Here is a 13,479-nt window from a genome sequence, read left to right as displayed (position 1 = left end):
GTTTTTTTTGTTGTTTTCCGGCAGGTAAAACTTCAGTTGAAGAGAATAGGTATGTAGCAAAGGAGGTCATCAATGCTAGTTAAAGATCGCTCAAAGTCGCTTAGAATCAAAAAGCTAGAGGTGTTTCAGCGGCGTTTGATTCAAAACCATCCCAAACTTTTAACCATTTCAGATGAATTAGGCGGAAGACTCGCAGGACATCATGGTGAACAATCGAACGATTATTTTTTAAAACCTTTCTTGAGTAAGGGCTATTCTGTTCTTCATGATTTAAGGCTTGCTGCCAACGATAGTTTTTTTCAGATTGATACGCTTCTTATATCCACACGCTATATTTTAATCCTCGAAATAAAATATATCACTGGAACTTTACATTTTGATCACCTCAATCAGGTTATTCGAGCAAGAGATGACGGCAGTGAAGAAGCATTCCAAAATCCCATTTATCAAGTAAAGCGCCAGCGATCGCAATTAACCGATTGGCTGTCTAGAAACCGTGTTCCTAATATCCCTATTCATTCTCTGGTTGTAATGAGTAACCCCAGAACCATCATCAAATCCCTTCCCTCTCATAAAGACGTACTTCAATATGTCACCCATAGTCCTTATCTACAAGAACGAATTCAAGTTTTCGAAAAGATGCATTCCGTTGAGAAGCTGACGAAAAAAGAGATTACAAAACTTTCGAAGCTGCTCGTACGCCAACATACTCCCGATAATCCCGACTTATTAAAAAGGTATCAGATTGAAGAAAAGGATATTATCAAAGGGGTTTATTGTACTAAGTGCTTTTATATGCCAGTGGTTAGGAAATATGGGACTTGGTATTGTTCGAAGTGTTCTTTGAAGTCCATGAACCTCCATTTGCCTACTCTTGATGATTACGCCCTCCTGTATGGAACTTCTATTTCAAATAAGGAAGCTTGTGATTTTTTGCAGATCTCGTCTAGACATGTGGCTACGCGAATATTTTCTTCAATGAACTTGCCATACATAGGTTCAGGTAAAGGAAGACGATATCAACTTCAACTACCCATATAAGTTCAAGAGGGCTAAAGTTCTTTTGGCGAGCATAAACTTCTCAGGGCGAGCATAAATCCCTCAGGGCGAGCATAAATCCCCCAGAGCGAGCATAAATCCCCCAGGGCGAGCATAAATCCCCCAGGGCGAGCATAAATCCCCCAGGGCGAGCATAAATCCCTCAGGGCGAGCATAAATCCCCCAGAGCGAGCATAATCTCAAAAAATGAAAGGCTCTCGCCCAACGAGAGCCCACATCATCCAATTCCCACACAAAAAAGCCTCCTGCTTCAATAAGCAAGAGGCTTTCTCACACATATTAATGACTTCCATGCTCCTCAGAATCATTTCCACCGCCATGGTTTTCATGGTTCTCAGTCTTCGGTACGTCATGTTTTTCGTGTTTTGCGTGGCCTGCTGTCATTACCCAGACAGAGCCGATAACGATCACGATGGCTACGAACGCTGCAAATAGGATGTTACCTACCTGTACGCGGCCCGTAAGCTTAGTGCTAGTTGAGTTCTCTGTTAAGTGCATGAACATCAAGAGCTGCAAGGCAGCCTGCAAGAACGCAAATCCGAAAATGATAATTAAAATCCAAGTCAGTGATAAATCAGTTTCCAATGCGACCCATAGTGCGACTAGCGTCAACACGATGGAGAGCACGAATCCAATTAAGTGTTTCCAAGGGAATCCGCCATGTCCATTAGCTGCAGTTTTATTAGCCATGATGCATCACCATCCCCATCAGATAAACGGCAGTGAAGATGAAAATCCACACAACGTCTAAGAAGTGCCAGTATAGACTAGTGATGAAAACTTTTGCAGAAGTGGCTGGCGTCAAACCGCGCTTAGCCACTTGGATCAAGACCATCGTTACCCAGAAGATACCGAACGTTACGTGGGCACCGTGCGTACCTACAAGAACGAAGAATCCTGACCATGCTGCACTTGTACCAATGTTTGCACCCTCATGAATGAAGTGCAAGAACTCCTGAATCTCGAAGTAAAGGAATCCGAGACCTAACCCAAGAGTTATAATCATCCAAAGCATCAAGCCTTTTACATTATGACGGCGCATTTCGTGAACAGCGAGTCCGCAAGTGAAACTACTTGTTAGAAGCAAGAAGGTTTGAATCAACAAACTCTTTACTTCAAACAGTTCACCAAGAGCCGGACCGTCTGCAATTCGATGCGTTAAAACCATATACGTTGCAAATAGCGTTGCGAATAACGCAACCTCTGCCCCTAGGAAGATCCAGAAACCGAGAATATTTAAACGCCCGACCTCCGAACGATACTCTAAAGGCGTGTTGGGGTCGTGTGTTTCTGCATGTGCCATTTTTTCACGCCTCCTTATTTAGAAATCTTTTCTGTTTCGAGTACTTCTTCAACACTTACATAATACCCGTCATCATATTCAAATGAACGGTAAATCAATGTTCCGATAACACCAATTCCACCGAGAATCGCCATCCACATCCAGTCAAATACAAAACCGAATCCGAGAACGAAGAAGAACGATCCCATAATGAACGGTACACCAGAGTTGCTAGGCATATGAATCTTTTTAATATCTTTAGCAGTTAACTTCTCTACCTTGCCTGCTTGCTTCTGTCTCCAGAAATGGTCAAGACCAGTAACCTCTGGAATTTTAGCAAAGTTATAAAATGGCGGCATTGCTGATGGAGTAGACCATTCAAGCGTACGGCCATCCCATGCGTCACCAGTTGTTTCACGCTTCGCGAAACGGAAGCTGTAGTACATGTTGTAAACAAGAACTAAGAACGCGATACCCATCATGAATCCGCCGAGTGTAGAAACCATGTTCAATGGACCCCAGCCAGACTCTTCGCTGTACGTGTACACACGTCTAGGCATACCATCAAGACCTAGGAAGTATTGAGGCATGAAACATACGTTAAATCCGATTGTGAACAGCCAGAATACCCATTTACCGATACGTTCGTTCAGCTTGTAGCCAAACATCTTAGGGTACCAGTAGATAAGACCTGCAAAACAGCCAAACACTGTACCTGCGATCAGCACATAGTGGAAGTGAGATACCAGGAAGTATGTGTTGTGGTACTGATAGTCAGCAGCTGCCATTGCAAGCATGACACCTGTAACCCCGCCGACTACGAAGTTCACAATAAAGCCTAGTGACCAGAGCATCGGTGTTGTAAACTGAATCTTACCTCTGTACATCGTGAACAGCCAGTTAAAGATCTTAACCCCCGTCGGAATACCGATCGCCATTGTTGTAATGGAGAATACAGAGTTAACGGCTGCTCCTGAGCCCATCGTAAAGAAGTGGTGGACCCATACCAAGAAACTGTATCCAGCGATAAGAAGCATAGACCAGATCATGGCCTTATAACCAAACAACGTTTTTTTAGAGAACGTAGAAATAATTTCTGAGAAAATACCGAATGCCGGCAAGATTACGATATATACCTCTGGGTGACCCCATAACCAGAAGAGGTTTGCCCAAAGCATATCCATCCCTTCCCCTTGAAGAGTAAAGAAATGACTTCCGAATAAACGGTCAAATGACATAAGTGCTAGTGCTACTGTTAAAATTGGGAAAGCAAAAATGATAATAACCATTGTTACAAGCGATGACCAAGTGAACATCGGCATACGGAATAATGTCATTCCCGGTGCACGCATCTTAAGAATCGTAACAAGGAAGTTAATACCGGTTAATAATGTACCGATACCCGCAATCTGCAGACCCCATAAGTAGTAGTTCTGCCCTGGTCCCGGACTAAGTTCGTTACTTGCAAGCGGCATGTAACTCGTCCAGCCTGCTGATGGTGATCCACCGATAACAAATGAAATGTTAAACAGCATAGCACCGATAAAGAACGTCCAGAAACTTACGGCGTTTAAATATGGATAAGCTACATCACGAGCTCCAATCTGCAATGGTACAACTACGTTTATAATACCTATTAAGAACGGCATTGCCATGAAGATGATCATGATCGTACCGTGAGTTGTAAAAATCTCGTTATAGTGCTGCGAATCGAGGAACTTCGCCTCAGGAACCGCGAGCTGTGTACGCATTAAGAGCGCATCGACACCACCGCGGAAAAGCATAAGAACTGCAGAAACGATATACATGATACCAAGTTTTTTATGGTCAACAGTTGTAAGCCATTCAGTCCAAAGCCATTTCCACTTTTTATATCTAGTCATGTAAAACAGGATTCCCGCCATTGTTAAGACAATGGAAACGTCAGCGCCATAGATGAGCGGGTCGCCTGTTACGAAAAATTCATCCCATTTCATATTAAGTTGCCTCCTCTGTTAATGGGCATGTGAATCCCCATGAGACTCTGATTCTTCTTGTTCTTGTTGTTTCTTTTCCTTTTCTTCTTCACGCTTTTCTTTTGCTGCTTTGGAGTGAGGAATTAACGGCTCATAGCCTAATCGCTCACGAGCTTTAATCGCATAATCAGCTTCATCAGCATGGTTAACAAAACCTAAGTGAGTAGAAGAGAACGTCATTTCTTTCACGTGGCCAGGAAGCATCAGCTTATCGTACTGCTCCTTCGTCAGTTCAGGAGCATCAGCTTTCGTTTCACTCGCCCACTTTTCAAACTCTTCATCAGACATAGCCATCACATCAAACGTATGATCTGTAAAACCTTCTCCTGTAAAATTGGAGTTTCGTCCCTCATACGTTCCTTGCTCATCAGCTTGCAAGTAAAGCTTTGTCTCCATACCAGCCATCGCATACTTTTGGCCGCCTAGTTGAGGAACCCAAAATGATGCCATAGAATCGGCTGAAGTCAATTTAAATAGAACAGGTCGATCTTCAGGGATATGAAGATAGTTTACTGTTTCAATGTCTTGCTCAGGGTATGTGAAAACCCATTTCCAATCCACAGATGTTGCATGAATAACCAATGGTTTTTGATCTTTCGTCTCTTCAGGAGGTCCTTCTAGAGAGTAGATCGTTTTAACCGTTGGAACAGCCAATGCAATGGTAATAATAATAGGAATGATCCACCAAATCGTCTCAAGCAAATGACTTCCTTCATTATCAGGATCATATCCCTTATGATTTTTGCGGTCACGATATTTATAAACAATAAAAGCTGTAAGTGCATATACAACCAGCAGGATAAATAACATAAACCAGATCGAATACATAATAAGATCCTTCTGCTGTTCACCAACAGGTCCTTTAGGATCTAAAACCACCATATCGCTGCAGCCGCTTAGCATAAACACGGCTATCAATAACCCGAATGTTAAAAACGGCTTTAACCGTTGCATCACCAGGTCCACCTTCCTTTCTCTATTTAAAAGCATTCATTTTGCCTTTTATACATCGAACCACAAGTGATTATAGTACATTGTGAAAAAAATCACAATGGATATCAAAGGCAAAACAAAATGACAAAAAACCTTTGCCCTCATAGTATCAGAATCCCTTGAAATGTGGCTTATCCGTAACGAAATGTCACGAGAACTTCAAATAAAGCTCACAAGTTTATCACAGTTTTGACATACAATGTTCACGAATTTGGAAGAGCCTTCATCTGCTGGTAATGGGATGCCCCTCTTTTAGAAAGTTCAGTTTTTAATTTTTACCCTAATTGGAAAGGCTTCACACCTTTTTAGCGAATTTTTACAAACATAAATAAACGCAGGATCCTATTATCCTGCGCGTATTATTTATTCCGTTCTATTATTATTCTGTAATCCATTAAAAAACGACCCTGCCCGAAGGCAAGGTCGTCTCACTTAATTCCTTATGCACTTACTTCAACTTGATTTTCACTGTCATTGTAAGCATCCGTATCTAATTGTTTCTGAACTTTACTTGTTAATAGTCCCGATGTCATCGCGCCGCTGACATTCACCGCTGTACGGCCCATGTCGATCAATGGTTCAACAGAAATTAATAGACCTGCAAGAGCAATCGGAAGATCCATCGCAGATAATACGAGAATCGCTGCAAATGTCGCTCCGCCACCTACACCTGCTACACCAAAAGAGCTAAGCGCTACAACTACCACGAGCGTCAACAAGAACGATGGTGACAGCGGATCAATTCCGACAGTTGGAGCGATCATTACAGCAAGCATCGCTGGATAGATTCCGGCACATCCATTCTGGCCGATCGAAAGTCCGAAAGAACCTGAAAAGTTCGCAATTCCATCAGGTACACCCATGCTCTTTTGTGTACGGATGTTTAAAGGAAGCGCCCCTGCACTTGTACGAGATGTAAAGGCAAAAGATAGTACCGGGAATGATTTTTTCATATATGTGATTGGGTTTAACCCAGCAAACGTCAGCAGCAACAAGTGAATTCCAAACATGATCAAAAGTGCTACATAAGAAGCAATGACGAACTTACCGAGCTTCGCGATTGCACCCATATCACTAAGTGCGACAGTCTTTGTCATTAAAGCAAGTACTCCGTATGGTGTTAAACGAAGAATTAATGTAACAACACGCATGATAACCGAGTAAAAAGCATCCACAATCTTCGCAAAAAGCTCAGCATGTTCTTCTTGCTTGCGCTTCACACCCAGATAAGCAATCCCAAGGAATGCTGCAAAAATAACAACTGCAATCGTTGAAGTTGGTCTAGCACCTGTAAAATCTAAAAACGGATTAGCTGGCAGCAATGATAGAATCTGCTGCGGCAATGTTAAGTCTTTCACTTCTGCAAAAGTACCTTCCATCTGCTCACCGCGCGCAGTTTCTGCGTCACCCTGTTCGATTTGAACAGCTTCAAGATCGAAAGCAACAGACGTTCCAATCCCAACAACCGCTGCTATTGCAGTTGTTCCTACTAAGATTCCGATAATTAATCCGCTTAATTTTCCGATATTTCCTTTAAGATTTAAGCGCGTAAACGCTGAAAGGATAGAAATGAACACAAGCGGCATAACGATCATTTTTAAGAACGTTACATATCCGCCGCCTACTAGATTGAACCAATCAGTAGATTTTGCTGCAACTTCAGAATCAGCACCATAGCCGTACTGAAGAACAAGACCGAAGAGAATCCCTAATCCAAGGCCTGTGAATACACGTTTAGAAAACGAGACGTGTTTCTTTTGCATATAAAACAAAACACCTAAAAGTATAAGCATAATAGCAATATTTGATAAAACTAAGTAAGTAGTCACCTACAAGTCCCCCCTTTAGTTAACTAAAATAAATTAATACAATAAAACCTATCTGTCAAGTAGGAATTACTGAGGGAATCCTTTTAGCAGCCACCTCCTCTATTGCACAATAAAAAGCCCAGCCTTTCCAAAAATGAAAGATCGAGCCATAGTGTGATTGTGTCTTCGTTATTTTGTGAGTTTATTTAGTTGTGTTTCAGATATATTCTTTCAAGAAATAAATTATGCTCGTTTTTGTAGCAAATTCATATGAGCTGGTGCTAAAATTTGGATATACCAAAGGGGGCCATTATATGAAAAAAGTATTACTGTTTGTTTATGATTCTTTTGCCGAATTTGAAATTTCAATCTTAATCACTTGTTTAAATGGTTCAAATTATGAACTTGTAACATGCTCACCCTATTCAATCAGCAAAACGATCACATCAGCCGGCAAATTAAAAATCATGCCTGATACAACGGTTAATGATGTTAATTCAGATGATTACTCAGCCCTTATCATTCCAGGCGGAAATCCTTATCACTTGCTTGAAGACGCTGGTGTGACAAACATGATTCGTTCCTTTTTCGATAGCAACAAACTGATTGGAGCGATATGCGGAGGGCCTGCATTGCTGGGAGCTGCCGGAGTTCTGAACCACGTAAAATATACCGCTTCCCTCACTCAGAATGACACACAGTATCTGCCCGTTATGAACTGGAATAACAAAAAAGAAGAACATCTTGTTACAGATCAAAATGTACTCACTGCTACAGGCTCCAACTATATTATCTTTGCTGAAGAAGTATTGCGTCAGCTAAAAATTCTACCTGCAGATGAAAAAAGTCCTTTGCAATACTTTAAGGAACCTTCTATGTCATAATTATTTGTTAGAGATCAACTCTTTAATTTCTTTTAAAACGGGCATGGTTTCCATGTCCTCTTCACTTACCTCTGCCCAGACAATCCCTGTCGGTTTTGGATAAGGTGATTTTGTTTCGATCAATCCTTTTTCAGTCGCAATCCAATCCACGGTTAAGTCAAACACATGTACAGGAATATTATCATTAACCAGCTGAGCACTTTGAATGGAAGTGATCACGGGTACTTCTTTATTCCCAAGTTCGCGGATAATCGCATATTCCCTGTCCGCATACCCTTCGCCTTTTCCAAGTCTTCTGCCGTCACGGTGAATGGCAACCGATCCCACTACAATCAAGTGGATTGAAGGCATCAGTGATAAAGGGAGCACTTTCCCATAGTTCATAATGCTTGAAAGGCTTGCCGCTTTTCTTTCTTCCCCCTTCGGAACCCACTCTGGCTTCACTTGAATGAAACCATCCTTAAGCCTTGGCGTCGGCACGAGCAGCATTTTTCCATCCTTTAAAATTTGAGTTCTAAGCGGCAGCTGAGGCGAATCAGGATTAACTTTGATTACTTTAGCCTCTTTGTACTCCTTCATATCGGTTATGTATTTTGCAGCAGCCTCTGCTCCTTTAAAATTTGGGATTCGATTTGTTAAAGGAAACGGAAATCTGCCGAGCTTTTCTTCGGTCAGCTTGTTCCAAACTTCATCCTTTTGGTTCATTATTGCATCTCCTTTTGTTCTCTTAGGATAAAAGTCATTAATAAAAAGAAGGACTATTATCCTGTTTAGTGAAATAAATTGAGTGGGGGAAAGAAATTTTTTTGAAATGGGGGATTATTTATATGACACTATATGGAACAATTGTCTTGATACACATTATTGCAGCGATTGTCGGTCTAGGCGCAAGCTTTGCAATGCCAGTCGTTACGAAATTCGCAAAAACAGCCGCACAGGCGCGATATGCACTTGAAGTGAATGCAAAGATAGAAACTTTGCCGAAGATTGGAAGCTTAACACTTCTTGCAACTGGACTTTTATTAGGTTATTTAAATTCTGCACTTTTTAGTGAAGTTTGGTACATCTCATCTCTGGTTATTTATGTTTTGGCACAGATTCTTGTTATTGGTATCATTCCTAAGAAACAAAAACAAATGAGCGAGATTCTCGCCTCACATGAAGGCGACGAACTGCCCGATTCTTATCGGACCGTTGATAAACAGCTTGACCCTTATGTTTATCTTTTACACGGTTTAGCTGTTGTACTAATCGTTTTAATGGTCGTAAAACCTTTTTAGTTGTTCATAAATCCCCTCTCTTTGGACACAATATGGTGTAAAGAGACGAGGAGTGAAAAACACATGGCACGCGGAAAAGAATTTGAACATAAGAAAAAAGGCCACCCTGGCCGTTTTCCAGATAACACTCTGCAAAACAGACTCGTTCAAAAAAGCGATGAGACTGATTCAACAAACCTGGCTACAAAAGAAGCTTTTAAAAATCGTACTGGAGAACAAGAATAATACACGAAGGCACTCATGGAATTTTTCTCCTTGGGTGCTTTTTCATTGTCACGATTCGTCATACACCTATTGAGTTCCTTCCCCATTCAATACTATAATCAAGAGGGTACAAATTACTGACAGAAAAGGTGTTATATAGATGAGTATTTTAACAGTACAAGGATTGAGCCATGGTTTTGGTGACCGTGCTATTTTTAACGATGTTTCTTTCCGTCTACTAAAAGGAGAGCACATCGGTTTAATCGGTGCAAATGGTGAAGGTAAGTCTACCTTTATGAATATTATCACTGGCAAATTGAAGCCAGATGAAGGAAAAGTTGAATGGGCAAAAAAAGTACGCGTCGGCTATCTGGATCAGCACACCGTTCTTCAAAAAGGAATGACGATTCGCGACGTGCTGAAGAGTGCGTTTCAATATCTGCTCGACATGGAAACAGAAATGAACAGCATGTACGAAAAGATGGGTGAAGCTACTCCTGAAGAGCTTGAGAAGCTGCTTGAAGATGTTGGTGTAATCCAGGATACACTAACGAATAACGACTTTTATGTAATAGATGCAAAAGTTGAAGAAATCGCACGAGGTCTTGGACTTGATGATATCGGTCTTGACCGTGATGTTCACGACTTGAGCGGCGGACAGCGTACAAAGGTATTGCTTGCAAAACTTTTATTAGAAAAGCCTGAAATTCTATTGCTGGATGAGCCGACAAACTATCTGGACGAACAGCATATCGAATGGCTAAAGCGCTACTTGCAGGAGTACGAAAACGCGTTTATCCTGATTTCGCATGACATCCCGTTCCTGAACAGCGTTATCAACTTGATCTATCATATGGAAAATCAAGAGCTGAACCGCTATGTTGGCGACTACGATCACTTTAAATCGGTTCATGAGATGAAAAAATCCCAGCTGGAGGCGGCATTCAAGCGCCAGCAGCAAGAGATTGCCGGATTAAAAGACTTCGTAGCACGGAACAAAGCGCGTGTTTCAACGCGTAACATGGCGATGTCCCGTCAGAAAAAGCTCGATAAAATGGATGTAATTGAGCTGGCGAAAGAAAAGCCAAAGCCAGAGTTCAACTTTAAAGAATCCCGCACACCGAGTAAGCTGATCTTTGAAACGAAGGATCTCGTGATCGGATATGATGAGCCATTGTCGAGACCTCTGAACCTGCGCATGGAACGCGGACAAAAAATAGCTTTAGTCGGTGCGAATGGTATAGGTAAAACAACTTTGCTCCGCAGTATTTTAGGTGAAATCAAGCCTGTTTCTGGTTCAGTTGAACGCGGTGAAAACCTGGAGATCGGCTATTTCGAACAAGAAGTAAAATCTGCGAACTACAACACATGTATCGAAGAGATCTGGAACGAGTTCCCTGGTTTCTCTCATCATGAAGTTCGCGCAGCTCTTGCGAAATGCGGATTAACAACAAAACATATCGAGAGTAAAGTGGAAGTTCTTAGCGGGGGCGAAAAAGCAAAAGTACGCTTATGCAAACTGATCAACCATGAAAATAACGTATTGGTACTCGATGAGCCGACAAACCACTTGGATGTTGAAGCAAAAGACGAGTTAATGCGTGCGTTGAAAGCCTTTAAAGGAAGCGTCCTCTTGATCTCCCATGAACCAGAATTCTATATAGAAGTAGCAAACGAAGTCTGGAACTGCGAAAGCTGGACGACGAAGGTGTTTTAATCGAATTTTTAAGCCCTCACTTTTAAAAGTGAGGGCTTTTATTTTGGTGATTTTACATTTATGAGCCTAAAAAGAGATCTATGAGCCTTCAAATTTATTTATGAGCCCACAAAAAATTTTATAAGCCTCCAAAAATTTTTATGGGCCAACAGTTTTGTTTATAGGCTTTTCGACGAATATGGATGTATGAAATTGTTCCTCGGCCAATGCCGAGTTCCTTATTAAAGAAAAAACACCTCTTGCCAGCCGCAAGAGGTGTTTTCAAATTAGTTCTCCAGTTCCTCCACAAGCAGCGATAGCTCTTCCCATCGTTCCATCGTTGTTTCGAGCTCTGTCTCTACTTTTTTCTGTTCCGCATACAGTTCACTGATTCGTCCGAAGTCACTGCCCGCTGCAACGATTTCAGCTTCGATCTGCTCTTTCTTCTCTTCAAGCGCCATAATGCGGTCTTCAATCGTGTCCCATTCCTGTTGCTCTTTATAAGATAGCTTTTTCCGCTTTTCTTTTCGCGGCTGGCTCCCGCCATCAGCCGCCTCAGCTGCGACAGCCTCAGCTTCTTTTTTCAGAGAGGCTGCACGCTCATCACGCTCTTTTTTCTCCTCCATATAATCGGAGTAGCTGCCCTGGAATCTGACGACCCTGCCTTCACCTTCAAATGCCAGCAGATGATCCACTACACGATCTAAGAAATAACGATCATGCGAAACGGTTAAAACGACACCAGGGAAGTTTTCCAGATACTCTTCTAAAATACCGAGAGTCTGAATATCCAAGTCATTCGTCGGCTCATCCAAAAACAGAACGTTCGGTTCTTCCATCAGCACCTTCAGCATATATAGTCTGCGCTTTTCTCCGCCCGAAAGTTTGCGAATATACGTATATTGCATATAGCGCGGGAAGAGGAATCGTTCCAGCATCTGTTCAGCTGTAATCGTCTGGCCATCAACTGTACTGATTACTTGTGCCGTCTCTTTTACATAATCGATCACACGAAGGTTGCCATCGAGTTCATCATGATCCTGAGTGTAATAGCCGATCTTCACGGTTTCACCGACTTCAACTGAACCAGAATCAGGCTTCATTCTACCGGCAAGCATGTTCAACAAAGTTGTTTTTCCGCTGCCGTTTGGTCCGATGATTCCGAGACGCTCACCTGGTACAATCAAGTAATCCAAACCGTCAACCAACTTCTTGCCATCAAGACTTTTAGACAGACTTTCTACCTCAATTACTTTTTTGCCAAGACGCTGTGATCCGATTGCAAATTCAACAGAACCTTTTGCAGCAGGACCTGTTTCCTCCTGCAGACTCTCCACCCTCTGAATACGGGCTTTTTGCTTAGTCGTACGTGCTTTTGCTCCGCGGCGCAGCCAAGCTAATTCGCGTCTTAGCGTGTTTTGACGCTTATCTTCATTCTGCAGTGCGAGCTCTTCACGCTCTGCCTTTTTCTCTAAATACGTTTCGTAATTGCCTTCGTAAACATAGAGTTTTCCGTTATCTAGTTCAAAAATATGATTCGTCACGCGGTTTAGGAAATAACGATCATGGGTAACCATTAAAAGCGAGCCTTTGTACCCAGCGAGAAATGTTTCCAGCCATTCAACTGTTTCATTATCAAGATGGTTTGTCGGCTCATCCAGTATTAGAAGGTCAGCTGGCTGAATTAAAGCTTTAGCAATGGCTACACGCTTTTTCTGGCCGCCGCTCAAGAATTTCACTTGTCTTGAAAAATCGCGCAGTCCAAGTCTTGTTAGAACCGTTTTCGCAACGGTGTTCGCTTCCCATGCTTCTTGCTCGTCCATTTTTTGCTGACAATTCATTAAGCGCTGCAGCTTTTTCTCATTTGCAGGATCTGCTTCAAGATCCAGCAGAGCTTGCTCATAGTCACGCATCGTACGCATGATAGCTGAATCGCCATAATAGATCTGCTCCAAAACAGAAAGTTCTTCGTCCAGCTCAGGCTCTTGGGCTACGTATTCAATCTGAAACTGGTTTGCGTGAGTGATGCTGCCCTGTTCAGCGGGGTCCAATCCTGACAGAGCTTTTAACAAAGAAGACTTTCCCGTGCCGTTTGGACCGATCAACCCGATTCTTTGTTTTTCGCTTATTGAAAAAGAAATTTTATCAAAGAGAGTTTTCTCTCCATATGTTTTATATAAATTTTCTACTAGTAAAATACTCAAAATGAAATCATTCCTTAAGCTAAAATTCTTAATTTCTATTGTAGCTTAAAGGCG

12 protein-coding genes are annotated in these 13,479 nt (G+C 42.0%); 5 read left to right on the top strand and 7 right to left on the bottom strand.

Annotated features, from left to right (window positions below):
* Window positions 1–72: 72 nt before the first annotated feature.
* Window positions 73–1,041 (top strand): nuclease-related domain-containing protein, encoded by a 969-nt coding sequence (locus ABE41_RS02095; RefSeq protein WP_066286034.1) that lies wholly within the window; start codon window positions 73–75, stop codon window positions 1,039–1,041.
* Window positions 1,042–1,338: 297 nt separating this feature from the next.
* On the opposite strand, the gene qoxD is transcribed toward ABE41_RS02095, so the two are convergent.
* The 5 genes from qoxD to ABE41_RS02065 all read right to left on the bottom strand — a co-directional run bounded on the left by qoxD (window position 1,339) and on the right by ABE41_RS02065 (window position 7,142).
* The gene (gene qoxD, locus ABE41_RS02085; protein ID WP_066286028.1) at window positions 1,339–1,749 is read right to left on the bottom strand and encodes a cytochrome aa3 quinol oxidase subunit IV; all 411 of its coding nucleotides are present in this window, start codon (window positions 1,747–1,749) and stop codon (window positions 1,339–1,341) included.
* On the bottom strand, window positions 1,742–2,362 hold the full coding sequence (gene qoxC, locus ABE41_RS02080) for a cytochrome aa3 quinol oxidase subunit III (RefSeq protein ID WP_066286024.1): 621 nt from the start codon (window positions 2,360–2,362) through the stop codon (window positions 1,742–1,744). Before qoxC ends, qoxD begins: the two co-directional genes overlap by 8 nt.
* Before the next feature lie 14 nt (window positions 2,363–2,376).
* Complete coding sequence (gene qoxB, locus ABE41_RS02075; protein WP_066286022.1) at window positions 2,377–4,317, bottom strand: cytochrome aa3 quinol oxidase subunit I; 1,941 nt, start codon at window positions 4,315–4,317, stop codon at window positions 2,377–2,379.
* 18 nt (window positions 4,318–4,335) lie between these two features.
* Window positions 4,336–5,313 (bottom strand): cytochrome aa3 quinol oxidase subunit II, encoded by a 978-nt coding sequence (gene qoxA, locus ABE41_RS02070; protein WP_253805420.1) that lies wholly within the window; start codon window positions 5,311–5,313, stop codon window positions 4,336–4,338.
* Between the two features lie 476 nt (window positions 5,314–5,789).
* Window positions 5,790–7,142 (bottom strand): L-cystine transporter, encoded by a 1,353-nt coding sequence (locus ABE41_RS02065; RefSeq protein ID WP_171978959.1) that lies wholly within the window; start codon window positions 7,140–7,142, stop codon window positions 5,790–5,792.
* Window positions 7,143–7,471: 329 nt separating this feature from the next.
* On the opposite strand from ABE41_RS02065, the gene ABE41_RS02060 reads away from it, so the two are divergent.
* Window positions 7,472–8,041 carry a DJ-1/PfpI family protein gene (locus ABE41_RS02060; RefSeq protein ID WP_066286016.1) on the top strand — a complete coding sequence of 190 codons (570 nt, stop codon included), beginning with the start codon at window positions 7,472–7,474 and terminating at the stop codon, window positions 8,039–8,041.
* Here ABE41_RS02060 and ABE41_RS02055 read toward each other — a convergent pair whose 3' ends face one another.
* Complete coding sequence (locus ABE41_RS02055; protein ID WP_066286012.1) at window positions 8,042–8,746, bottom strand: 5-formyltetrahydrofolate cyclo-ligase; 705 nt, start codon at window positions 8,744–8,746, stop codon at window positions 8,042–8,044.
* A gap of 122 nt (window positions 8,747–8,868) precedes the next feature.
* Here ABE41_RS02055 and ABE41_RS02050 point away from each other — a divergent pair, with 122 nt between their 5' ends.
* The 3 genes from ABE41_RS02050 to ABE41_RS02045 all read left to right on the top strand — a co-directional run bounded on the left by ABE41_RS02050 (window position 8,869) and on the right by ABE41_RS02045 (window position 11,242).
* A complete protein-coding gene (locus tag ABE41_RS02050) occupies window positions 8,869–9,321 on the top strand; it encodes a DUF2269 family protein (protein ID WP_066286010.1) in 453 nt (150 codons plus the stop codon).
* A 63-nt stretch (window positions 9,322–9,384) separates the two neighbouring features.
* Window positions 9,385–9,546, top strand: a complete 162-nt coding sequence (locus ABE41_RS21185) for a hypothetical protein (protein ID WP_172827321.1) — start codon at window positions 9,385–9,387, stop codon at window positions 9,544–9,546.
* 139 nt (window positions 9,547–9,685) lie between these two features.
* Window positions 9,686–11,242, top strand: coding sequence for an ABC-F family ATP-binding cassette domain-containing protein (locus ABE41_RS02045; RefSeq protein ID WP_066286005.1), 1,557 nt, complete (start codon window positions 9,686–9,688; stop codon window positions 11,240–11,242).
* Between the two features lie 266 nt (window positions 11,243–11,508).
* On the opposite strand, the gene ABE41_RS02040 is transcribed toward ABE41_RS02045, so the two are convergent.
* Complete coding sequence (locus ABE41_RS02040; RefSeq protein WP_066286001.1) at window positions 11,509–13,425, bottom strand: ABC-F family ATP-binding cassette domain-containing protein; 1,917 nt, start codon at window positions 13,423–13,425, stop codon at window positions 11,509–11,511.
* Window positions 13,426–13,479 lie beyond the last annotated feature (54 nt).

The sequence above is a fragment of the Fictibacillus arsenicus genome (assembly GCF_001642935.1).
Classification (GTDB): Bacteria; Bacillota; Bacilli; order Bacillales; family Fictibacillaceae; genus Fictibacillus; species Fictibacillus arsenicus_B.
The sequence above is the reverse complement of the archived record's forward strand: the minus strand, read 5'-3'. Positions and strand labels throughout refer to the sequence as shown.

Coding starts and splice junctions, on each gene's coding strand:
- ABE41_RS02045 (WP_066286005.1), top strand. CDS start 9,686: ATGAGTATTTTAACAGTACAAGGATTGAGCCATGGTTTTGGTGACCGT.
- ABE41_RS02050 (WP_066286010.1), top strand. CDS start 8,869: ATGACACTATATGGAACAATTGTCTTGATACACATTATTGCAGCGATT.
- qoxC (WP_066286024.1), bottom strand. CDS start 2,362: ATGGCACATGCAGAAACACACGACCCCAACACGCCTTTAGAGTATCGT.
- ABE41_RS02095 (WP_066286034.1), top strand. CDS start 73: ATGCTAGTTAAAGATCGCTCAAAGTCGCTTAGAATCAAAAAGCTAGAG.
- ABE41_RS21185 (WP_172827321.1), top strand. CDS start 9,385: ATGGCACGCGGAAAAGAATTTGAACATAAGAAAAAAGGCCACCCTGGC.
- ABE41_RS02060 (WP_066286016.1), top strand. CDS start 7,472: ATGAAAAAAGTATTACTGTTTGTTTATGATTCTTTTGCCGAATTTGAA.
- qoxD (WP_066286028.1), bottom strand. CDS start 1,749: ATGGCTAATAAAACTGCAGCTAATGGACATGGCGGATTCCCTTGGAAA.
- qoxB (WP_066286022.1), bottom strand. CDS start 4,317: ATGAAATGGGATGAATTTTTCGTAACAGGCGACCCGCTCATCTATGGC.
- ABE41_RS02065 (WP_171978959.1), bottom strand. CDS start 7,142: ATGCTTATACTTTTAGGTGTTTTGTTTTATATGCAAAAGAAACACGTC.
- ABE41_RS02055 (WP_066286012.1), bottom strand. CDS start 8,746: ATGAACCAAAAGGATGAAGTTTGGAACAAGCTGACCGAAGAAAAGCTC.